Origin of the sequence: Mesorhizobium sp. M0030 (assembly GCF_040323695.1) — a bacterium.
GTDB lineage: Bacteria > Pseudomonadota > Alphaproteobacteria > Rhizobiales > Rhizobiaceae > Mesorhizobium.
On the sequence record NZ_JAMYVE010000002.1, the window covers coordinates 149,616 to 171,278 of the forward strand.

General features: G+C 63.2%; 23 protein-coding genes. 17 read left to right on the plus strand and 6 right to left on the minus strand.

The window, feature by feature from the left end:
- The first annotated feature begins 243 nt into the window (after positions 1 to 243).
- From cysS to NKJ80_RS04605, 9 genes are all read left to right on the plus strand, one after another.
- Positions 244 to 1,677, plus strand: a complete 1,434-nt coding sequence (gene cysS, locus NKJ80_RS04565; protein ID WP_352497152.1) for a cysteine--tRNA ligase — start codon at positions 244 to 246, stop codon at positions 1,675 to 1,677.
- A 283-nt stretch (positions 1,678 to 1,960) separates the two neighbouring features.
- Positions 1,961 to 2,365, plus strand: a complete 405-nt coding sequence (locus tag NKJ80_RS04570; protein WP_023684473.1) for an endonuclease domain-containing protein — start codon at positions 1,961 to 1,963, stop codon at positions 2,363 to 2,365.
- Positions 2,362 to 2,748, plus strand: coding sequence for a VOC family protein (locus NKJ80_RS04575; protein ID WP_023684472.1), 387 nt, complete (start codon positions 2,362 to 2,364; stop codon positions 2,746 to 2,748). Before NKJ80_RS04570 ends, NKJ80_RS04575 begins: the two co-directional genes overlap by 4 nt.
- Positions 2,749 to 2,770: 22 nt before the next feature.
- Positions 2,771 to 3,262, plus strand: a complete 492-nt coding sequence (locus tag NKJ80_RS04580) for a GFA family protein (RefSeq protein WP_023684471.1) — start codon at positions 2,771 to 2,773, stop codon at positions 3,260 to 3,262.
- Positions 3,259 to 3,735: a GFA family protein gene (locus NKJ80_RS04585; protein WP_352497153.1), complete on the plus strand. Its 477-nt coding sequence runs from the start codon at positions 3,259 to 3,261 to the stop codon at positions 3,733 to 3,735. The genes NKJ80_RS04580 and NKJ80_RS04585 overlap by 4 nt, the downstream gene beginning before the upstream one ends.
- Positions 3,736 to 3,743: 8 nt before the next feature.
- Entirely contained in the window at positions 3,744 to 4,700 is a 957-nt protein-coding gene (pip, locus tag NKJ80_RS04590; protein ID WP_023684469.1) for a prolyl aminopeptidase, read from the plus strand.
- Between the two features lie 187 nt (positions 4,701 to 4,887).
- On the plus strand, positions 4,888 to 6,504 hold the full coding sequence (cimA, locus tag NKJ80_RS04595; protein WP_023684468.1) for a citramalate synthase: 1,617 nt from the start codon (positions 4,888 to 4,890) through the stop codon (positions 6,502 to 6,504).
- A 111-nt stretch (positions 6,505 to 6,615) separates the two neighbouring features.
- Complete coding sequence (gene rarD, locus NKJ80_RS04600; RefSeq protein ID WP_460221953.1) at positions 6,616 to 7,572, plus strand: EamA family transporter RarD; 957 nt, start codon at positions 6,616 to 6,618, stop codon at positions 7,570 to 7,572.
- Positions 7,573 to 7,583: 11 nt separating this feature from the next.
- Positions 7,584 to 8,270: a glutathione S-transferase family protein gene (locus tag NKJ80_RS04605; protein ID WP_023673578.1), complete on the plus strand. Its 687-nt coding sequence runs from the start codon at positions 7,584 to 7,586 to the stop codon at positions 8,268 to 8,270.
- A 66-nt stretch (positions 8,271 to 8,336) separates the two neighbouring features.
- Here NKJ80_RS04605 and NKJ80_RS04610 read toward each other — a convergent pair whose 3' ends face one another.
- From NKJ80_RS04610 to NKJ80_RS04625, 4 genes are all read right to left on the minus strand, one after another.
- Positions 8,337 to 9,329, minus strand: coding sequence for a transporter (locus NKJ80_RS04610; protein ID WP_023684466.1), 993 nt, complete (start codon positions 9,327 to 9,329; stop codon positions 8,337 to 8,339).
- A 158-nt stretch (positions 9,330 to 9,487) separates the two neighbouring features.
- Positions 9,488 to 10,792, minus strand: coding sequence for a sulfotransferase family protein (locus NKJ80_RS04615; protein ID WP_352497154.1), 1,305 nt, complete (start codon positions 10,790 to 10,792; stop codon positions 9,488 to 9,490).
- Between the two features lie 120 nt (positions 10,793 to 10,912).
- Complete coding sequence (locus NKJ80_RS04620; RefSeq protein ID WP_023727585.1) at positions 10,913 to 11,188, minus strand: hypothetical protein; 276 nt, start codon at positions 11,186 to 11,188, stop codon at positions 10,913 to 10,915.
- Positions 11,175 to 11,786, minus strand: coding sequence for an LOG family protein (locus NKJ80_RS04625; RefSeq protein WP_023673582.1), 612 nt, complete (start codon positions 11,784 to 11,786; stop codon positions 11,175 to 11,177). The genes NKJ80_RS04620 and NKJ80_RS04625 overlap by 14 nt, the downstream gene beginning before the upstream one ends.
- A 125-nt stretch (positions 11,787 to 11,911) precedes the next feature.
- Between NKJ80_RS04625 and NKJ80_RS04630 the strand changes: the two genes are divergently transcribed.
- From NKJ80_RS04630 to NKJ80_RS04645, 4 genes are all read left to right on the plus strand, one after another.
- On the plus strand, positions 11,912 to 13,597 hold the full coding sequence (locus NKJ80_RS04630; RefSeq protein WP_352497155.1) for a LysM peptidoglycan-binding domain-containing protein: 1,686 nt from the start codon (positions 11,912 to 11,914) through the stop codon (positions 13,595 to 13,597).
- 230 nt (positions 13,598 to 13,827) lie between these two features.
- Positions 13,828 to 14,163, plus strand: coding sequence for an ArsR/SmtB family transcription factor (locus NKJ80_RS04635; RefSeq protein WP_023826913.1), 336 nt, complete (start codon positions 13,828 to 13,830; stop codon positions 14,161 to 14,163).
- A 24-nt stretch (positions 14,164 to 14,187) separates the two neighbouring features.
- Positions 14,188 to 16,068 carry an ABCB family ABC transporter ATP-binding protein/permease gene (locus NKJ80_RS04640; protein WP_352497156.1) on the plus strand — a complete coding sequence of 627 codons (1,881 nt, stop codon included), beginning with the start codon at positions 14,188 to 14,190 and terminating at the stop codon, positions 16,066 to 16,068.
- A 286-nt stretch (positions 16,069 to 16,354) separates the two neighbouring features.
- On the plus strand, positions 16,355 to 16,690 hold the full coding sequence (locus NKJ80_RS04645; protein ID WP_352497157.1) for an antibiotic biosynthesis monooxygenase: 336 nt from the start codon (positions 16,355 to 16,357) through the stop codon (positions 16,688 to 16,690).
- On the opposite strand, the gene NKJ80_RS04650 is transcribed toward NKJ80_RS04645, so the two are convergent.
- Positions 16,669 to 17,559 carry an SMP-30/gluconolactonase/LRE family protein gene (locus tag NKJ80_RS04650; RefSeq protein ID WP_352497158.1) on the minus strand — a complete coding sequence of 297 codons (891 nt, stop codon included), beginning with the start codon at positions 17,557 to 17,559 and terminating at the stop codon, positions 16,669 to 16,671. The two genes, NKJ80_RS04645 and NKJ80_RS04650, sit on opposite strands and share 22 nt — an antisense overlap.
- Before the next feature lie 223 nt (positions 17,560 to 17,782).
- Between NKJ80_RS04650 and NKJ80_RS04655 the strand changes: the two genes are divergently transcribed.
- Both NKJ80_RS04655 and NKJ80_RS04660 read left to right on the plus strand, forming a co-directional pair.
- Positions 17,783 to 18,451 (plus strand): DMP19 family protein, encoded by a 669-nt coding sequence (locus tag NKJ80_RS04655; RefSeq protein WP_352497159.1) that lies wholly within the window; start codon positions 17,783 to 17,785, stop codon positions 18,449 to 18,451.
- A 2-nt stretch (positions 18,452 to 18,453) separates the two neighbouring features.
- Entirely contained in the window at positions 18,454 to 19,041 is a 588-nt protein-coding gene (locus tag NKJ80_RS04660) for a hypothetical protein (RefSeq protein WP_352497160.1), read from the plus strand.
- 11 nt (positions 19,042 to 19,052) lie between these two features.
- Here NKJ80_RS04660 and NKJ80_RS04665 read toward each other — a convergent pair whose 3' ends face one another.
- Entirely contained in the window at positions 19,053 to 19,742 is a 690-nt protein-coding gene (locus tag NKJ80_RS04665; RefSeq protein ID WP_352497161.1) for a lysozyme inhibitor LprI family protein, read from the minus strand.
- 170 nt (positions 19,743 to 19,912) lie between these two features.
- Between NKJ80_RS04665 and NKJ80_RS04670 the strand changes: the two genes are divergently transcribed.
- Positions 19,913 to 20,695: a phosphatidylserine decarboxylase gene (locus NKJ80_RS04670; RefSeq protein ID WP_280813142.1), complete on the plus strand. Its 783-nt coding sequence runs from the start codon at positions 19,913 to 19,915 to the stop codon at positions 20,693 to 20,695.
- Between the two features lie 3 nt (positions 20,696 to 20,698).
- The gene (pssA, locus tag NKJ80_RS04675; protein WP_023672701.1) at positions 20,699 to 21,514 is read left to right on the plus strand and encodes a CDP-diacylglycerol--serine O-phosphatidyltransferase; all 816 of its coding nucleotides are present in this window, start codon (positions 20,699 to 20,701) and stop codon (positions 21,512 to 21,514) included.
- Positions 21,515 to 21,663 lie beyond the last annotated feature (149 nt).

Sequence of the window (21,663 nt, forward strand, 5' to 3'; positions counted from 1 at the left end):
AGCGACGCTTTTGCCGGAAGTTGCGACTTGACGGCAACACCGGCCAAGGCGATAAAGCCGCCGATGAAAACGTTTTTCGCCATTTGTGGCATTTGCATTATTGGCTAGCTTCGCGCTGGTCCGGACGTTTTCGCCTCATCTTTCCCCAGAGTGGACAAACGCCCCGGCCAGCAGGCTGGAGCCCGATTTGTGCCTTGGCACAGGTAGGCTCCATCCAGAACTTAACGGACCGGAAGGGCACGCATGTCTGACGCATCGAAGGGTCTCAGCCTCTACAACACGCTAACGCGGACGAAGGACGTGTTCGTCCCGATCGACCCGTCGAATGTGCGCATGTATGTCTGCGGTCCGACCGTCTACGACTTTGCCCATATCGGCAATGCGCGTCCGGCGATCGTCTTCGACGTGCTGTTCCGTTTGCTGCGTCACCTCTACGGCGAGGCTGGTGTCACGTATGTGCGCAACATCACAGATGTCGACGACAAGATTAACGCCCGCGCGCTGCGCGATTTCGGCGCCGAGATCGCGTCGGGAAACCTGACGCTCAACGAGGCGATCCGCCGCGTCACCGAAAAGACCGCCGACCAGTACCACAAGGATGTCGCCGCACTCGGTTGCTTGCCGCCTACGGTCGAGCCGCGCGCCACCGAGTTCGTTGCGCGCCGCGCCGACGGCAAGGTTGACATGATCACCCTCATCGAACGTTTGATCGAACGCGGCCACGCCTATGTCGCCGCCGGCGAAGTGCTGTTCGACACCGCCTCGATGCCGGATTATGGCGAGCTGTCGAAGCGCAATCTCGACGAACAGCAGGCCGGTGCGCGAATTGCCGTCGACGCTCACAAGAAGAACCCGGGCGATTTCGTGCTGTGGAAATTGTCGTCACCGGAAGAGCCCGGCTGGGACAGCCCGTGGGGCAGGGGCCGTCCGGGCTGGCACATCGAATGCTCGGCCATGTCGGCCGCCTATCTCGGCGATGTCTTCGACATTCATGGCGGCGGCCTCGATTTGATCTTCCCGCACCATGAGAACGAGATCGCCCAGTCGCGTTGCGCCCACGGCACCGACGTCATGGCCAATGTCTGGATGCACAACGGCTTCCTGCAGGTCGAGGGCCAGAAAATGTCGAAGAGCGTCGGCAATTTCTACGCGATCGCCGAACTGCTGGAGACCGAGACCTTCGGCGGCCGCAAATGGCCGGGCGAGGTGCTGCGTCTGGCGATGCTGATGACGCATTACCGCGAGCCGATCGATTTCTCCGTGCGCAAGCTGGAGGAAGCCGAGAACACGCTGCGCAAATGGAAACGCGCGGCTGACCTGGCGCCGTCGGCAGGGCAAGTCCCGGCGGAGATTGTGGCGGCACTGTCGGACGACCTCGCCACCTACGCCGCCTTCCAGCAACTCACGCAGCTTGCCGGTGAGGCCGCGGAGGGCAACGAAGCGGCCGCATCGCTGAAGGCATCGCTGTTGTTCCTCGGCTTCGATATCGGCGCGGCCAAGGTCGACGAGGCAGCGATCGCCAAGGCGATCGCCAAGCGCTTGGAACTGATCGCAGCGAAAAACTGGGCCGAGGCCGACCGCATCCGCGACGAGTTGCTGACGCAAGGCGTGCAGCTGAAAGACGGCAAGGATCCTGTCACGGGCGAACGCGTGACGACGTGGGAGGTAAAGCGGTGAGGGTGGCGCGAGACACCGTTGTAAGATTGGCGAAGGCGGCAGCGACAGCCAATCTCCCCCCTTGCGGGGGAGATGTCCGGCAGGACAGAGGGGGGTGCGAAGGAACGCCAGCGTTCCTTCTTGCCCACTTTCATTTCGGCCACTTTCTGAGAACGCAATGGCTGCCGGTTGAGACGCTGGCGGGACAGCACCCCCCTCTGTCCTGCCGGACATCTCCCCCGCAAGGGGGGAGATCAGCCCTCGCCTCGGTTTTCGCTAATCGCCAGCGCGGAGTGGCCTGAGCATGGGTCACGACCTCGTTCCATCGCGTCAGCGCAAGAATGCAAAGTCCATGCGTCGCGTCATGACCGATGCCGAGCTGAAACTGTGGAATGAGTTGCGGGCTCACCGGCTGATGGGGATGAGCTTTCGCCGACAGGTACCGATTAGGCCCTACATTGTCGACTTCGCCTGTTCGGCCCACCACCTCGTAGTCGAGGTTGATGGCAGTCAGCATGCCGACGTAGAAGATGCAGAACGCGACAAGGCACGCAGCGCTCAATTGAGTGCCAGTGGCTGGACCATCCTGCGCTTCTGGAACGACGACGTCATCCGCGATATCGACAATGTCTGCCAGCACATCGTGATCGAGGCCGGCTTGGCCGGCGCCGACGTGCCGGCGCCAGCAAGGGAGGAGCTTGTTTCATGATCGACCATCTCGGCATCAATGTCGCCGATTTCGGCGCGTCGAAAGCCTTTTATGACCAGGCGATGGCGCCGCTTGGCGCCTCGCTGATTTACATGGTGCCACTGGAATATACCGGCGGCGCCAAGGTCGGCGGTTATGGCCGCGACCGGCCGGTGTTCTGGCTGCAGGCCAGCGATGACAAGCCGAGGACCCATCAGCACGTCGCCTTCACCGCGCGCAGCCGCGCCGAGGTCGACGCCTTCCATGCCGCGGCGCTCGCCGCCGGCGGCAAGGACAATGGCGGGCCGGGGCTGCGCCCGCATTATCACCCGGACTATTACGGCGCCTTCGTCTTGGATCCCGACGGCAACAATGTCGAGGCCGTCTGCCATGCGCCCGAATGACTATGAAACGGAGTGAAACGCCATGAGCCTCGACAACCGGCCGATCTACACCGGCGGCTGCCAGTGCGGCGCGGTGCGCTTTCGCGTCGAGGGTGCGCTAGGTGACGCCTCGATCTGCCATTGCCGCATGTGCCAGAAGGCGTTCGGCTCATTTTACGCGCCCCTGGTCTCGGTGCGTGGCGCCAAACTCGACTGGACGCGCGGCGAACCGAAATATTTCGCCTCGTCCAGCCACGTCGATCGTGGCTTTTGCGGCAATTGCGGCACGCCGCTGACCTTTACCGCGCCCGACGGCATCGGCCTCGCCATCGGCGCCTTCGACAATCCGGCTGATATCGTGCCGCTGATCCAGTGGGGCACGGAGGCAAAACTTCCCTATGTCGACACCCTTCCGCAATTGCCGGGCGAGGACACGATGGCCGACATGTCGTCGGCGCCTTATCTTGCCGAGCTTGTCTCCTACCAGCATCCCGATCATGACACCGAACAATGGCCGCCAGAGGAAAAGTTATGACCGATGAAGTTCGAACCGGCGGCTGCCAGTGCGGCGCCGTCCGTTTCCGCATCAAGGGCAAGCTTGGCCGGGCGTCCATCTGCCATTGCCGCATGTGCCAGAAACAGTTCGGGTCGTTTTTCGGCGCCCTGGTGACAGTGCCCAAGGATGGCGTCGAATGGGTGCGCGATGAGCCCACCTATTTCCAGTCGTCGGTCAACATCGATCGCGGCTTCTGTGCCCGCTGCGGTACACCGCTGACCTATCGCCAACCTGGCGCACTGGAGATCGCCATCGGCGCCTTCGACGACCGCTCCGATCTGGCGCCGCAGATCCAGGTCAACTACGCGGTCCGATTGCCTTGGGTGGAAACGATCTTTGACCAGCCCGTGCATCAGGATCCGGATTTCTACTCCCGCCAGGAGCAGATCATCTCCTTCCAGCATCCCGACCACGAAACCACGGACTGGCCCGCGCACGGCCTGAAGATATGAGCAATGAAATGAACAGTGAACTTCGTACTCTTTATCCAGAGATCGAGGCGTTCGAGTCCGGCATGCTCGATGTCGGCGACGGCCATCATATCTACTGGGAGCGCTCCGGAACCAGGGGCGCCAAGCCGGCCGTTTTCCTGCATGGCGGTCCCGGCGGCGGCTTCTCGCCAAAACATCGGCAATTGTTCGACCCGAAGCTTTACGACGTCATCCTGTTCGACCAGCGCGGCTGCGGGAAATCGACACCCAACGCCTCGCTCGAGGCCAACACCACCTGGCACCTGGTTGCCGACATCGAGCGGCTGCGTGAGATGTGCGGCTTCGAAAAATGGCTGGTGTTCGGCGGCTCGTGGGGCTCGACGCTGGCGCTGGCCTATGCCGAGACGCATCCTAATCGCGTCAGCGAGCTTGTCGTGCGCGGCATCTACACGCTGACCCGCGCCGAACTCGAATGGTACTATCAGTTCGGCGTCTCCGAGATGTTCCCCGACAAATGGGAGCGTTTCCTGGCGCCAATTCCTGAAGCCGAGCGCGGCGACATGATGGCCGCTTACCGCAGGCGGTTGGTCGGCGCCGATGGCAAGGCGCAGCTGGAAGCCGCCCTTGCCTGGAGCCTGTGGGAAGGTGAGACGATCACGCTGCTACCGGAGCCGGAGACCAGCGACAAGTTCGGCGAGGACCACTTCGCCATCGCCTTTGCCCGCATCGAGAACCACTATTTCGTCCACGCCGGCTGGCTGGAGGAGGGGCAGCTTCTGCGCGATGCCCATAAGCTCGCGGATATTCCCGGCACAATCGTCCACGGCCGCTACGACATGCCGTGCCCGGCGCGCTATGCCTGGGCCCTGCACAAGGCCTGGCCGAAGGCGGATTTCCACCTCATCGAAGGCGCCGGCCATTCCTATTCGGAGCCGGGGATTCTGGATCGGCTGATACGCGCGACGGATGGGTTTGCGGGGAAATGACAGCGCGTGGCACCCCCCTCTGTCCTGCCGGACATCTCCCCCTCAAGGGGGGAGATTGGCTGTCATCGGCGCTTTCGCAAATCTTCATCGCTGCAGGAAACGATCCGACGCTAAAGCTGCCGATCTTCCCCCTTGAGGGGGAGATGGCCGGCAGGCCAGAGGGGGGTGCTCGCGCGCCAACAGAACAATGACCAAACAACGCCTCTATCTCTTCGACACAACCCTCCGCGATGGCCAGCAGACGCCGGGCATCGACTTTTCCGTCGAGGACAAGATCGCGATTGCCAAGCTGCTCGATGAGTTCGGCATGGACTATGTCGAAGGCGGCTATCCCGGCGCCAATCCGACCGACACCGCCTTCTTCCAGCAGAAGCGCACGGCGAAGGCAAAGTTCGTCGCCTTCGGCATGACCAAGCGGGCAGGCGTGTCGGCATCCAACGACCCGGGCCTGGCAGCGCTCGTGCAGTCCAAGTCCGACGCCATCTGCTTCGTCGCCAAGAGCTGGGACTATCATGTCCGCGTCGCGCTCGGCTGCACCAATGAGGAAAACCTCGACTCGATCAACGCGTCGGTCGAAGCAGCTGTTGCCGCCGGCAAGGAAGCGATGGTCGATTGCGAGCATTTCTTCGACGGCTTCAAGGCCAATCCGGACTACGCACTGGCCTGCGCCAGGACCGCCTATGATGCCGGCGCGCGCTGGGTGGTGTTGTGCGACACCAATGGTGGCACGCAGCCCTCGGAAGTGCGCGCCATCGTCGACAAGGTCATTGTTTCAGGTATTCCGGGCGGCCATCTCGGCATCCATGCCCATGACGACACCGGCCAAGCGGTGGCCAATTCGCTCGCCGCCGTCGAGGCCGGCGTGCGCCAGATCCAAGGCACGCTGAACGGCATCGGCGAGCGCTGCGGCAACGCCAATCTGGTCTCGATCGTACCGACGCTGGCGCTGAAGCCGGCCTTCGCCGATCGGTTTGAAACCGGCATCTCGGCCGAGGCGCTGACCGGGATATCCCGGCTTTCCCGCGCCTTCGACGAATTGCTGAACCGTGCTCCGGAAGCGCAGGCGCCCTATGTCGGCGCCTCGGCCTTCGCCACCAAGGCCGGCATCCATGCCTCCGCACTGGCCAAGGAGCCGGCGACCTATGAACATGTGCCGCCCGAGGCAGTAGGCAACCGCCGCCGCGTTATGGTTTCGGACCAGGGCGGCAAGGCCAATTTCCTCGCCGAGCTGAAGCGGCGCGGCATCGATGTGCCCAGAGACGACCATCGTCTCGATGCGCTGATCTCGGTGGTCAAGGAGCGCGAGGCCGAGGGCTACGCCTATGAGGGCGCCGATGCCTCCTTCGAGCTGTTGGCGCGCAAAATGCTGCACGGCCTGCCGGAGTTCTTCAACGTCACTTCGTTCCGCTGCATGGTCGAGCGCCGCTTCGATGCCAACGGCCAGTTGAAGACGGTCTCCGAAGCCATCGTCAAGGTGATGGTCGAGGGCGAGGAGAAGATGTCGGTGGCCGAAGGCCACGGCCCGGTCAACGCGCTCGACATCGCGTTGCGCAAGGACCTCGGCAAATTCCAGAGCGAGATCGCCGACATGGAGCTCGCCGATTTCAAGGTGCGTATCCTCAATGGCGGCACCGAGGCGATCACCCGCGTCCTGATCGAATCGCATGACGGCACCGGCGCACGCTGGTGGACGGTCGGCGTGTCGGAAAACATCATCGATGCGTCCTTCCAGGCGCTGATGGATTCGATCGTCTACAAGCTGATGAAGAACCGCGACATGGCGGGATTGGTGGCGGCGGAGTAAGCTTGCAGGACTTGGGTTCCTCGCCCCTCGAAGTGGGGCGAGGAACTGGCGGCGCCCCTTGAACCATCAGCGGAAGTCCATTGATCCATCATAATTTTGCGATGGTTTTGGATGGCCCACTGGGCCATAGCGTTTGCCATGGCCAGCGACACGATCCAGCCCGACGCCGACTCCAAAGCCCGCAGCGGCTTTCTCCTCGCGCTCGGCGCTTATCTGCTATGGGGCCTGTTGCCCTTCTACATGAAGGCGGTTGCGCATCTGCCGCTGATCGAGGTGATCGCCCACCGCATCGTCTGGTCGGTGCCGATTGCTGCTGCAGTGCTGGTCTGGGCCGGCCGCACAGCCGATTTCAAGGCGGCGATCCGCTCGCCGCGCAGCATCGCCATGGCGGCGCTGACGGCGACCCTGATCTCCGTCAACTGGGCCATCTATGTCTGGGCGATCTCGGTCGACCGCACCGTCGAGACCGCGCTCGGATACTACATCAACCCATTAGTTAGCATCGTCGTCGGCGCGTTGTTGCTCGGCGAGAAGCTCGACCGGCTGCAGATCGTGGCCGTGTTGCTGGCGGCGGTCGCAGTTGCCGTTCTGACCGTCGATGCCGGCAAATTGCCTTGGGTGTCGTTGGCGCTGGCGTTTTCCTTCGCTGCCTATGGGTTCTTCCGCAAGACGCTGCCGATCGGCCCGAGCCAGGGCTTTCTGCTCGAAGTGCTTTTGCTGTCGGTGCCGGCGCTTGCCTACATCGTCTTCCTGGTCGTCAACGGCCAGGACCATTTCATCTCCAGCAACGGCACCGATATGGCTTTGCTCATCGGCTGCGGCCCAGTCACCTCGGTGCCGCTGCTTCTGTTCGCCTTCGGCGCCAAGCTTCTGCGCCTCTCCACCATCGGCATCATGCAGTACATCGCACCGACCATGGTGTTCCTGATCGCCGTGCTGATTTTCGACGAGCCGTTCGGCACCACGCAAGCAATTGCCTTCGCGCTGATCTGGGCGGCATTGGCGATGTATTCCTGGTCGATGTTTCGTGGCCGTGAAATCCGCCCGGTGGCGTTGGCCCCGAAGTAGGGAGCCTTTCGATGTACGTGCTGCATATCGCCAACAAGAACTATTCGTCATGGTCGCTGCGGCCATGGGTGCTGATGCGCACCCTCGACATTCCGTTCGAGGAGCAATTGACGCCGTTTCCGACCGGGCCCAGTTTCGATCTCTACCGGGCGTTCTCGCCCAGCGGGCGCGTGCCTTGCCTGGTGGATGACGGCTGGGCTGTCTGGGATTCGCTGGCTATTGCCGAGTATCTCGCCGAGCGCCACCATGGTGTGTGGCCTGCCGAGGCCAAGGCGCGAGCCTGGGCGCGCTCGGCCGCCGCCGAAATGCATTCTGGTTTCACGGCCTTGCGCGGCGCATGCCCGATGAATTGCGGCTTGCGGGTGAAACCGTTGCCGATGTCGGACGCGCTGAAGCAGGATCTGTTCCGTTTGGGCGATCTCTGGAACGATGGCCTTGCCCTGTTCGGCGGGCCGTTCCTTGCCGGCGGCCATTTTACCGCCGTCGACGCCTTCTTTGCTCCGGTGGCGTTCCGTGTGCTATCCTATGGGCTGTCTTTCGAAGGGGCAGCTGCAGCCTATCCCCCGCAATTGCTTGGCCTGCCGGCCATGCAGGAATGGTATGCGGCGGGTCTCGCCGAGACCTGGCGGGAGCCGGACCATGAGGCGGAGGTCGCTGCCGCCGGCACCATCGTCGAGGATCTTCGCGCTACGGCGTGATGGGCATTCCAGGAAAAGCGCGTCGCGTTCCCTTGGGAATTGCGTGAAAACAAAGGGATCGGGGCGTTACGTCCGCCCGAGCCGCCTTACGAACATGTAGGTCGCCGCGGCGATCACGATCGAAACCGCCGAGACCACCCAGAAGCCCATCGGCGTATTGACCATGGGCAGACCACCGACATTCATGCCGAACAGGCCTGATATGATGGTCATCGGCAACAGCACCGCCGTCATCACCGACAGCACATAGAGCAGCTGGTTGGACTGCATTGTCAGCTTGGCCATCAACTCGTCCTGCAGCAACCTTGCGCGTGCCTGCAACTGCTCGCCGTCGTGATAGAGCGTGTGTGCCCGGTGCGAGAGCCTTGTCGCCATGTCATTGATCCGATCGGGCAGCTCATTGCGATGCGAATGGTCGAGATGGCGAAAAAGGTTTGTGAGCGTCGCCATCTGCCGGTGGATGACCACCAGTTGACGGCGCGCCTCGACCAGCGACTGCCGCTCGCCGTGCCAGGCATCGCGCACGATACGGTCCTCGATGCCGTCCAGCGTATCGCCAAGACCGTGGAGCTCGGCCGCCATGCCGTCGAGCGACTGGCCCATGACCGCTTCGACCAGGTCGGCGGGGGAGCGGAATTTGCGCGAGCCGCTCTCCACCGCCTTGCGGATGAGATCGACCGATTCCAGTGGCTGCTTGCGCGCGCCGATCAGCGTCTTGTCGTTGAGCGCAAAACGGAAATGGCCGAGCCCGCGCGCTTCCGCCGAATAGTCGTGGCGCAGATCCGGCAGGTCGCCATAAAGCCAGGCATCCTCGAGATCGATGTGGCAACCCTGGCTGGCGCCGAGGAAAGCTTCGCGCACCGGCCCGGGCAGAGCCTGCTCGGCGGCGATCTCATGACGGGCGCGCAGGTCGGACAGCTGGTAGCTGCGCCATGTCCATGCAACCTCGGCCGCGTCCTTGGTGCGCAGGCCCTCGGCGGTGAAATGGTAGATGAAGAACAGCCCGTGCTCGTCGGGCAGGTAAGGCGACAGGCCTTCCGCGTTGAGAGCAATGTTCACGGCTCGCCTCGCCAAGAAATTTCGACCAGGTTCAGATTTCGACTATGCCGACGCGCGGATGCCGACCCGTCCTTCGTAACACGAGTGAGGCGGGTTCCGTGTGACGGTTTCTTGACAGGCGATCACAGTTTGTCGAGCAGCGTTTAGAGTGTTTGCTGCTATCGCCGACGAATGGAGCTCACCCATCGCAACGGTCCGGTCAATCGCCAGCTGCGTGACGCAAGCGCCGCATCGCGCTCCGCCACCAGGTCGTCTCGGATCCTGGCCAGCGCGCTACGCTCGGCTACGAGGCCGTCTTGGGCCAGGGCGAGCGCGTCACGCTCCGCCATGAAGCTGTCTCGGGCTTGGATGAGGTCCTGCTGGGCGTGAGCAAGCGCATCACGCTCCGCCATGAAGCTGTCTCGGGCTTGGATGAGGTCCTGCTGGGCGTGAGCAAGCGCGTCACGCTCCGCCATGAAGCTGTCTCGGTCTCGGATGATGGCCTGTTGGGCGTCAGCGAGGGCGTCACGCGCGACGATGCCCTTTCCCAGTTCGCCGTGTAGCCGTTTAGCGGCCAGGTTCCCTGCGGCAACGGCCTTGCCAACCACATCGCAGCTCTCATCGAACGTCGCCCGCACCCTGTCGAGCTGGTCGCGCAAGTCCTGGCTGTCGCCTTCAGACGCCATACTGCGCAAAATGGCATAGGCACTGCGGACTAATGGCGTGGCATCCGGATGGTTTTGCAGATCAGCGACCGAGGCCCGCTGATGATGCAGATCCTTGTCCAGGAACTCGGCGATTGCGGCGTCGGCGTGATCGGACGTGACAGGCCAGACGATTCCGGTCTCCCTGGCCGCGCGGTCCATCTGATGTCGCCAGTCGCTCAACAGGTCTTCGTGGCGCAGGATACAGCGCGGCATGTGTCGCGAATGATGCTCCGCTTCGAGCACGTGCCTGAGCCACAGCATGAACGCTGTCGGCAGTTCCATTTGATCCCGTTCCTGCAGCGAACAGGCGACTTCGAGCGGGTTGCGGACAGGCAGAAATGCGATCGGGTCAATCCTGAGATCGGCCAGGATCGAGGCTATGAAGGGGAGGAACCGGCAGATCCGCGGATCCTTGACGAAAAACAGGGGGGCATCGCCGAACTCGCTGGCAATGATCGCCGTCATCATGGGCCGAAATCGCTCGGCTGCCGGCGACTGCAGCCACTGCCGATCTAGCGGCAGCCAATCTTGCCAGGAGGAGGCGGCCGCCGTGAGCAGGTGGTCGTCGGCGATGGTGAGTGGGGTACTTTCCCAATGTCCCTTGGGATTGTGGAGGCTCCCGGGCAGCAGATGTTTCGGCGGCGTGGCTCCATGCGCGGCGATGAGGGCGCCGAGCGCCGAGGTGCCGCTGCGGTGCATTCCGAGGACCAGGATCGCCGTCCTTGGTTCCGACGCGATCTCGCCCTTCGCGGCCTTCAATCGCTCGCGCGGATTCATCTCCCTTTGTCTCGCTCTCCAAATTTCCGTTCCCGCCCAATGTTCTCCGTTAACCAACTGCGAAGCGGGCTGCAAATGGAAATCGTCGCCAACGTGCTTACATTGCGCACAAGACGGAGCTCAAGAAAAGCTGGACAGATCGAAGTCAGCTGCCCCAACGCTACAGATCCTTGCCAAGCAGATGCAGTCGATCAGTGGCTTCGCATTGGACTTCTGCTTCTGGGCCAGGCTGGCCTTGTTGCTGTCGCCGATCCAGGTGTTGCCCAGTGTTTCGTAGCCGGCAGCCTTGAGCGCCAGCACGACGCGGCGCAGTTGGTGCGCCAGGCCGACGACACCAACCGGGCTCAATTCCTGGCCGCCTGCGCCAAGGCCGGCTTCGTCCTCACATCTTGTCAATTACAGACTGCACGCCTTCCGTCGGCGCATCGACCGACGACCCCGCCACCATGATGGCGGCGACGATGGCCTCGGGGTCTTCGACCACCAGCGGCTTGACCCGTTGCGCGGTGTGGATGAAGCCTTCGCTGGCCATATGGTCGAGCAGCGCCAGCATCGGATCCCAGAATCCTTGAACGTTGGCGAAGACGATCGGCTTGCGGTGATGGCCGAGCTGGCCCCAGGTCATGATCTCGACGATTTCCTCGACCGTGCCGATGCCGCCGGGCAGCGCCACAAAGGCGTCGGATTTCTCGAACATCTTGTGCTTGCGCTCGTGCATGTTGTCGGTGATCAGCAACTCGTCGAGCCGGTCAAGCGCGGTTTCGGTCGCCTCCTTGTTGATGAGGAAGCGCGGAATGATGCCCGTTACCTTGCCGCCGGCCTTGAGCGCGCCTTCGGCGACTGCGCCCATAATGCCTTTGGTGCCGCCGCCATAGACCAGCCGCAGGCCGGCTTTGGCGAGCGAGCGGCCAAGCAGGTGCCCGGCCTTGGCATAGATTTCATCGCGGCCCGGAGACGAGCCGCAATAGACGCAGACGGATCGAATCGTGTTCATTCGTGATTGGTGATTGGGTCTGAATGCGGGGTCAAGCCCCAAGGGCTGACAAGCCCGGGCTTTTTCTTGTCGGTGCCGGCAAAACACGCTAGACCGGCTTCAGGTGGCTAAGGGGTAGGGGAAATATGGCTGTTAATCCATTGAAGGCGTTTCTGTTCGCGGCCGGTGGGACCGTCGCGGTCGTCGGAACCGCCTATGTATCGGGCGCACTCGACCCGTATCTGAATCCCACGCCGCCTGCGGCGATTGCATCGCTGACGCCGCCGGCTGAAAAGCCGGCCGATCCGGGGACCGAGGGAAGGCTGCCGCCGGCGCCCGCCGCGCCCACCGATGCCAAGGCTCCCGCAGCACCCGCGCCTGCCGACGCAACGGCTCCCGCGACCGAAGCTGCGGCTCCGGCGGCACCTGCCGCGCCCGCTGCTGCCCCAACAACCCCAGCGCCGGCCGCGGCCGGCCCGGTTGCGCCGAGCTTCGACGTCGTGCGCGTCGAAAGCAACGGCTCGATCGTCGTTGCCGGCAATGCTGCGCCCAATTCGAAGGTCGAGATCCTCAACGGCTCCTCGGTACTTGGCTCGACTGTCGCCGGTCCGGACGGCGCCTTCGTCATCGTTCTCGACGATCCGCTGAAGCCCGGCGACTATACGATTGGGTTGCGCGCGACGGCCGGCGATGTGGTTACCCCTTCCGTGCAGACCGCCGTCGTTTCGGTTCCCAAGGACGCCGCCGGCCAGGTGCTGGCGATGGTCGAGGAACCCGGCAAGCCGGCCGAGCTGCTTAGCGTCCCGGCGCCTGAGACCAAGCCCGCGGCACCGGCCGCCGGCGATCAGGCCGCTGCCCCAGCCGCTGAGGCGCCTGCTACGGCTGCGCCTGCCGTGGCCGCTGAAACAGCACCTGCTGCTCCGGCTGTGGAAGCCGCAACTGCCCCTGCAGCGCCAGCAGTACCTGCAGCGCCGCCGGCGGCAGGCGTGGCTGCACCCAAGATCGTCGTCGAGGCGGTCGAGATCGACGGCAACAAGATCTTCGTCGCCGGTCTGGCTGACGCCGGCCGCAAGGTGCGCGCCTATGCCAATGATATCCTGCTTGGCGATGCGGTGACCTCGCCCGACGGTCATTTCCTGGTCGAGGCGACGCGCGACATCCCGGTCGGCAGCTACACCATCCATGTCGACGGTCTCGACGCCGACGGCGTGAAGGTCGTGGCCCGCGCCGCCGTGCCGTTCGAGCGCGAACCCGGCGAAGCGATCGCCGCCGTGGCGCCCGCGGAGGCCAAGCCCACCGAGACCAAGCCCGCCGAAGCAAAGCCTGCTGAGCCGGCCGCACCGGCTGCTGCCGAAGCACCGGCCGCTCCGAAGCCTGCGGCGCCAGCCACTATCGCGGCTGCCCCTGCGAAGCCCGCACCGGCTGCTGCCGCATCCGCACCAGCCGCACCGGCGGCTGAAGCGCCGGCTCCGGCTGCCCCGGCGGTTGCCGGGGCACCTGCGGCACCGGCAGCGCCCGCCGCTGAGGCTCCAGCCGTCGTCGCGGCGGCAACGCCCGACGTGCCCGAGACGGTGGCGCCAAAGCTCGAACATGCAGACGGCGCGGTCATCATCCGCAGGCACGACACGCTGTGGCGGATCTCACGGCGCGTCTACGGTCACGGTGTGCGCTTCTCGACCATTTATCTCGCCAACCAGGACCAGATCAGCGATCCCGACCGCATCTGGCCGGGGCAGGTGTTCAAGGTTCCGGAAAAGTCCAAGGAAGGCGAAGCCGCCGACCTCAAGGCGATGGGCGAGCAGGTGACAACGGCGCCGGTGAAGACGCAGTAGCGGCCGAGCGCTTGATCTCCTCCCTTGAGGGGGAGATGGCCGGCAGGCCAGAGAGGGTCGCCGCGCATAGAACGCCGACCTTCTCTTTGCTGCAAACGACGTTGCGTCAGGACGTACCGACCCCCTCTGTCGCCTTCGGCGACATCTCCCCCTCGAGGGGGGAGATTAGGTCGCTCTACCCATCGGGTTCGCTTGCCACGCACCCGTTCATCGTCTATCGCCGATGAACGATGGCAGACTCGCTCACTGAACCAGACCACGCAAACTGCGCACCGCCCCAAAGCCGCGCCGTTGCCGCTCGCTTCGCCGCACTCTCGCACCCGGCGCGCATCGAGATCCTTAGACATCTCTCGGCCAGCAATTCCTGCTGCTGCCGCGAGGTGGTCGATCATCTCGATCTGGCGCAGTCCACCGTGTCCCAGCATCTGAAGATCCTGGTCGAAGCCGGGCTGGTCCGCTTCCAATCCGACCGTCAGCGCTCGCGCTACGAAGTCGACCGCGCCGCGCTCGCCGACGTTTCCGCATCGCTGACCGCACTCGTCAACTCCTGCTGCTCCGGCCGCTGACCTCTCACCCCAAAGGCAAGACAAGTGGCAGAAAAAACCGTTTCCGATAGCTCGACCTTCGGCACCTTGCGCAATCTGTGGCCCTATATGTGGCCGGCCGACCGCCCCGATCTCAGGGCACGCGTCACCTGGGCGACGCTGCTTCTGGTCGTTGCCAAGCTGACGCTGGTTGCCGGGCCCTATTTCTTCAAATGGGCGACGGATGCCCTGGCCGGCGACGCCAAATCGCCGCCGCCGCTGCCATCTTTCCTGCTGGCGCCAGTGATGCTGGTCGTCGCCTACAATGTCGTGCGGCTGGTGCAGCTTGGCTTCAACCAGCTGCGCGACGCGCTGTTTGCCCGCGTTGGCCAATATGCGGTGCGCCAGCTCGCGTTCCGCACCTTCGTTCACATGCACCAGCTGTCGCTGCGCTTTCACCTCGAGCGCCGCACCGGCGGCCTGTCGCGCATCATCGAGCGCGGCACCAAGGGCATCGAGACGATCGTGCGCTTCATCATGCTGAACACGGCGCCGACTATCCTCGAATTCGCGCTGACCACCGGCATCTTCGCCTACACTTATGGCTGGAAATATGTGGTCGTGGTGGCGGCCACGGTGTGGCTCTACGTCTGGTTCACGGTGCGCGCCAGCGACTGGCGCATCTCGATCCGCCGCGACATGAATGACAGCGACACCGACGCCAATACCAAGGCGATCGACTCGCTGCTCAACTACGAGACCGTCAAATACTTCAACAACGAGGGTATGGAGGCTGAGCGCTTCGACCGTTCGATGGCGCGCTATGAAATGGCGGCGACCAGGATATGGACCTCGCTCGGTTGGCTGAATTTCGGCCAGGGCATCATCTTCGGTCTCGGCACCGTCATCGTCATGTGCATGTCGGCCCTGGAGGTGCAGGCCGGCACGCAGACGGTCGGCGATTTCGTCTTCATCAACGCCATGCTGATGCAGCTTTCGGTGCCGCTCAATTTCATCGGCTTCATCTACCGCGAAATCCGCCAGGGGCTGACCGACATCGAGCAGATGTTCGACCTGCTCGATGTGCCGCAGGAAATCACCGACAAGCCGGATGCCAAGCCGCTCACTGTTACAGCCGGCAAGGTCGAGTTCCGCGACGTGCACTTCGCCTACGACCCCAGCCGCAAGATTCTGAAGGGCGTCTCCTTCGAGGTTCCGGCCGGCAAGACGGTGGCCATCGTGGGCCCGTCCGGCGCCGGCAAGTCGACGATTTCGCGGCTCTTGTTCCGCTTCTACGACGTCCAGGGCGGTCAGGTGCTGATCGACGGCCAAGATGTCCGTGATGTGACGCAGGCGAGCCTGCGCGGCGCCATCGGCATGGTGCCGCAGGACACCGTGCTGTTCAACGACACCATCGCCTATAACATCCGTTACGGCCGCATCGGCGCCAGCGAGGAAGACATGCAGAAAGCCGCCGAGCTTGCCCAGATCGGCCCGTTCATCGAACGACTGCCCGAAGGCTACCGCTCGATGGTCGGCGAGCGCGGGCTAAAACTGTCGGGCGGCGAAAAGCAGCGCGTGGCGATCGCCCGCACCATCCTGAAGGCGCCGCCGATCCTGATGCTCGACGAGGCGACCTCGGCGCTGGACAGCCACACCGAACAGGAGATCCAGGCCGCCCTCGACCTGGTCAGCAAGGGCCGCACCACCATCGTCATTGCCCATCGCCTATCGACGGTGATCACGGCCGACGAGATCATCGTACTCAAGGAAGGCGAGATCGCCGAACGCGGCACCCATGCCGAGCTGATGCAAAAGCATGGCCTCTACGCGTCGATGTGGGACCGCCAGCGCGAAGCGACAGAAGCCGAAGAGAGGCTTCGAGTTGCACGCGAGAGCGATGAGCTGGGTGTGGTTGTGCGCAGGCGGACTTCGGAGGTGAGCTAGGCGGCGGAGCGCCGATCTCCCCCCTTGAGGGGGAGATCGGCGCCGAAGGCGACAGAGGGGGTCGCCGCGCGTGGAGCGCTAACCTTCATCGGTCGCAAGGGGGGCGCATCCAGTCGAACCGATCCCCTCTGGCCTGCCGGCCATCTCCCCCTCAAGGGGGGAGATATGCAGCGTCGTCGCCATCATCACCACCGAAAATTTCCCCTTGACCTCAACCTAAGTTGAGATCGCAAACCCGTTCCTGAGCCACCGAACCCAAGTCGTTCAAGAACGGAGACAGATTCAAATGGATAAATTTGCCGAGGCAGCCGTGTTCAGGGTCGACAAATTCGTCGTTCCTGCCGAGGCCCGTGAAGAAATCCTTCGCAAGGTCAGGGCAACGCATGAACTGCTGCGCCTGCAGCAAGGCTTCGTCCAGGATTTCGTGCTCGAGCAATTTTCGGGTCCGGGTGAGTTCAACCTGGTCACCATTGTCGAATGGGAAAACCAGGCGGCCGTCGACAATGTCGTGCCGATCGTCAAGGCGGCCCACGAGCGGGCGGGCTTCAACCCGCAGGAGACCATTGCCCGGCTGGGTGTGAAGGCCGATATCGCCAACTATCAGCGTCTGCCTGAGATGTAGGAGGGCCAGCCCGTGCCAGGTGCTGGCGCCTCGACGCTCAGCACCTGGCCGGTGCGGGCATCGCTGATCATGTTCTCCAAACCACGCCATTCGGCGGCGACGATGAACAGTGTCGTGCCATCCGGCCCGCCCAGCATGCAGGCAAAGCAGCCGCGATCGGCATCGACTGTCTGCAACACCTCGCCACCTTCGCGCACCCGCACACAGCGTTTGTTGGGAACATCCGCATACCAGGCAGTTCCTTCGGCATCGAGGCAGACGCCGTCGGGAAAGCCATCGAGATCGGCCCAGACCCGGCGGTTGGAAAGCCCGCCATCCTCCGCGATATCGAAGGCGGTCAGCCGGTTGGCATGCGACTCCGCCACGATCAGTGTCCTGTTGTCCGGCGTCACCGCCATGCCGTTGGCGAAAGCGATGTTCTCGGCCACTTGTCGAACCGAGCCGTCCGGCGTGATCAGCACGATGGTGCCGGGCCCGAAATGCTCGCCCGGTGCAGGCGCCGACCCGCCGCCATTGACATAGATGTTGCCGCGCCCGTCGACGACGATCTCGTTCCACGGGCTGTTTGACAGCGACCGAAGATCGGCGTGGGTGGCCAGCGTTCCATCCGCCTCCTGCCGCAGCAACAAGCCATCCCGACCCGAGACGATCAGCAATCGGCCATCCGGCAACCAGTCGATCGAATAGGGCAGGATGGCCGGCACGGTGAGCATCACCTGGTTCCCGCCGTCCTCATCCACCGCGACGATCTCTCCGGTTCCCCAGTTGCAGAGCCACAGGCGTCCGTCGTGCCAGCGGGGAGACTCTCCGAAAGCGAGGCCTTCTGTAATGACCTTGGCGTTCAGGGCGACTGATTTCGAGGATGGCATCTCTGACCCTGGTTTGTCGACTCGCCGCAATTCGGCATTGTCGCGAAGCGCTTTCCTGCCAAGGACGTATGAATCTGTGGCGCCCCGACACCGTCGACAATTTCGGCAAACCATCGTGCGGATGCCTCTGGATCAGAGTGCCTTTAATCCTTGAGGGCAGCTGATATTGTCGCGTCGGAAATAACCCGTTCGCGCAAGTTTTGCGACCAAGAGAGTATTTTCGATGTTCGGTTTCTTTTCCCGCAAATCCAAGAAAACGCCCGAGAAGTCGGCATCAGATTCTGGAAAGCAGTTGGAATTCGGCCTGCCGTTGCCGGTCGTCGTACTGCGTTCGAACGTCGAGGATCCTGATGAAGAGCCGTTTTTTCTCGTCTTCGCTGTCATGCAATTCGTCACAGCGATGGTTTCCAAAGGACTCTATCGTTATCCCGAAATCGACACCAAGGCGATGCAGGTCCTTCATGCCGACTCGTACTCTTCGGAGGTAAAGAACGGCGGCCATAGTCAATTCATCCACAATGCCGGGCAGGAAATCGGCGCCATGATTGCCAACGCACGAGCTGGACTCACTGCTTGTGGCGCAAAGGGCCAGCTTGCGACTTTGGAAAAGATGTCCAGCTGGATTGCAGACCATCCCAACGAAGCCGCCCAGCAGACGGGCTTCGAGGGCGGGCGGGATGATTTTCTCGATACACTTGATCATGCGTTCTACGTTGCGGATGAGGCCGCGCCCATGGAAAACCTTTTGGCGCGCTGGATCGCGTCATGGCCTGATCTGCAAGTTGTCGATAGTGACGATTACGACGACGTCATACACCGGCTGGTGATGGCCAATCCGAAGCGCAAGGCAGGCTTCTTCATAAGTCCGTTGGCAACTTGGCAGGCCAGATGATCTTGAGCTGGCGCGATGTCGGGGCCGGCCTTGCCTGCGCCAAGATCGCGCCGCCCGAGATCAAAATCGCGTTCGGCATGGCAAGGATGCTGAACATAGAAGGAGAGAAACAGCTGGTTTTTCAACTTCAGACCAGCGCGAAGAAGACCCGACTATGCAGTGCGACGGAGACACACGTCACGGTCTACGAGTACATCGCTCCAGAAGAGTTGCTTGTCATACCGCCAGGCGAGAGCCCGCTAGCGGCTAACGCCCCGAAAGTTGGCGCCAAGCTTGGCATTGCTGAAGAGCCCGAGATCACAGCGGTCATTGAGCTGGCGGAACAATACCATGCTCCCGCCGCCGTCGACCTCCTGCTCCGCAAGGCAGGCTTCGACCCGACGGATGCCATCGTTTCTGCGAATTCGGTGGTGCAGAAGGAGGAAGGAGCAATCGTGAATTGGGTGGTGCTGGCATCAGGCCAAGTCTTCCTTTTCCAATCGTTGCGGAACGGCGGTGTCCTCTTGCGCGGCAAGGATGATGAAAGCCTCGCTGAGGCCGCTATGGCCGAGCTCAATGCCCACTTTGATCGCTCCGCTGCGGCGGGTTAGCGACAGCAAGCCTACTTTTTCTCCGTCAGGAAGAACGTGCCATCGGCATGGCCGTTGGCACCGCATGACAGGGGCTCCGATCTGCCATCCTTGCCGGCGCCGCTCTGCTCGACGACAAGCGCATCGCCGTTGCGGCGAAAGGTGAAGACAAAACCGGTTGGGTTGTCGTTGTCGTCGGTGTCGACCAGTCGCAGAGTGTTGCGCTTCTCAACCGTGCCGTCGATCTCGCATGACCCACTTCCCGAGACTGGATTGGAAACGACCTCTTCCGAGATCTCGACCTTGCCTCCGCCAACAGCCTTGATGTCGACGCTGCCGCGCACGCTGCTCCATGTGCCGATCAAACCTGCATCGGGGGGCTTGCGGATGCCGCCCAGGAAGGTCGCGCGGTCATGCAGGAATTCGCCGAGATCGAATGTCTGCTGGTCCTTGGGCGTGTTCTCGTTGAAACCGGCGATCTGATCGCGATAGGCGATGAAATTGCTTTGGTCGTCCCGCAGCGCCTTGCCGGCATGAGCATCGAGCCTCTTCAGCAGCGCGGCATAATTCTTCGCGACCTCGGCATCGGCCTGCGCCAGGGTCGGATCGGCGCATATGGCCTTTTCCGCCACGCTGGCGGCCTTGGCGCAATCGAAGGATGGCTTGCCTTGCGCCGCTGCGTGGTCGCTCGCTGCCAGGAATACGGTCAAAACGGCACCCATGGCTGCCAATCGTATGGCAACAAGGTACGCTTTGCCTGTGTTTGGCATCATGGGCGGTCGGCCTTTTCGCCGCGCACTGAGCCAGCGGCGGTATGAACTCTGGCGGCAAAGCCGCCGGCAGGCAAGCACGTGACCGTTCCTGCCGGCTGCGGCCGATGCGGCCTTGCCCAATGTTGCGTTGCGGCCGCGGAGCCTTTCCGGTATTGAGGCCGGACCTGAAACAGGGACCGCCCCCAGCCCATGAGCTCCAGCCAATGAGCCTCGTCGACTCGATCAAGAATGCCTTCGTTCCGATCCATCGCGAGGGCTATCCGTTCATTGCCGCCTTTGGTGCGGGCACGCTGTTCCTCGGCTATTTCTCCTCGGTGCTGTTCTGGATCGCCCTGATCCTGACCGCCTGGTGCGTCTATTTCTTCCGTGACCCCGAGCGTGTCACCCCGGTCGATGACAGGCTGGTGGTCAGTCCCGCCGACGGCGTCATCTCGGCGGTCGGCCCGGCCGTGCCACCGCGCGAGCTCGGCCTCGGCAACACCGAAATGACCCGCATCTCGGTGTTCATGAATGTCTTCTCCTGCCATGTGAACCGTGCTCCCGTGCGCGGCCGCATCACCAAAATCGAGCATCGGCCGGGCAAGTTCCTGAATGCCGAACTCGACAAGGCAAGCTCGGAGAACGAGCGCAACGGGCTGGTCATCGACAGTCCCAACGGCATCGTTGTCGCCGTGCAGATCGCCGGCCTGGTGGCACGCCGCATCGTCTGCTGGGCCGAGACCGGCGGTTCGATCGCCATCGGCGAACGCTTCGGCTTGATCCGCTTCGGCTCGCGCGTCGATGTCTTCCTGCCTTCGACCGCGGTGCCGCGCGTCGCCGTCGGCCAGACGGCGGTCGGAGGTGAAACCGTGCTCGCCGAATTCGGCGGCGTCTCCGCAACCCCGCTCGTCAGGATTTCGTAAGCGGTGGGCGCGCCGTTCAAAAAGTTCGAGGCCCATGGCAGCGGCGGCCCGCGCATCCGCGAGATTCCGATGCGCATGGTGCTGCCCAATCTGGTCACCGTACTTGCCATCTGCGCCGGCCTGTCCGGCATCCGCTTCGGCTTCGAGGGCCGTTTCGAGCCGGCCGTGGTGATGGTGCTGCTCGCCGCCTTCCTGGACGGCATAGACGGGCGCCTGGCGCGCATGTTGAAGGCGACATCCAAATTCGGCGCGCAGATGGATTCGCTGGCCGACATCGTCAATTTCGGCGTCGCGCCGGCACTGGTGCTCTACGCCTTCCTGCTCGACCGCGCCGGCTCCTTCGGCTGGATCGCAGCTCTTCTGTTCACCATCGCCTGTGGCCTGCGGCTGGCGCGCTTCAACGTGCTCGACGAAGACCATGACCGGCCGATCTGGCAGAGCGAATACTTCGTCGGCGTGCCGGCGCCGGCCGGCGCCGTGCTGGTTATGCTGCCGCTCTATCTGTCCTTCCTCCGGCTCGGTCTCGAGCCGGACCGCCTGACGGCATTCGTCGCCACCGGCTTCACTGTGCTGGTCGCTTTCCTGCTGGTCAGCCGGCTGCCGGTCTATTCCGGCAAAAGCCTGAAAGTGCCGGGCGACAAGGTGCTGCCGATCATCCTGGCGGTCGTTCTATACGTCCTGCTGTTGATGACCTATCCCTGGTACACGCTGACCGCCTCTGTCGCAGGCTATCTCATCTTCCTGCCTTTCAGCGTGCGGGCGTATTCGAAGCGCGCCAAGCGCGAGGGCGAAAAAGTGCCGCCGTCGGATATTGGGTAGTTGTTATCTCCCCCCTTGATGGGGAGATGTCGCCGAAGGCGACAGAGGGGGTCGGTACGCCCCGGACGCGACCTCGTTTGAGCGAAGAGGACGTCGGCGCTTCACGCGAGGCGACCCCCTCTGGCCTGCCGGCCATCTCCCCCTCAAGG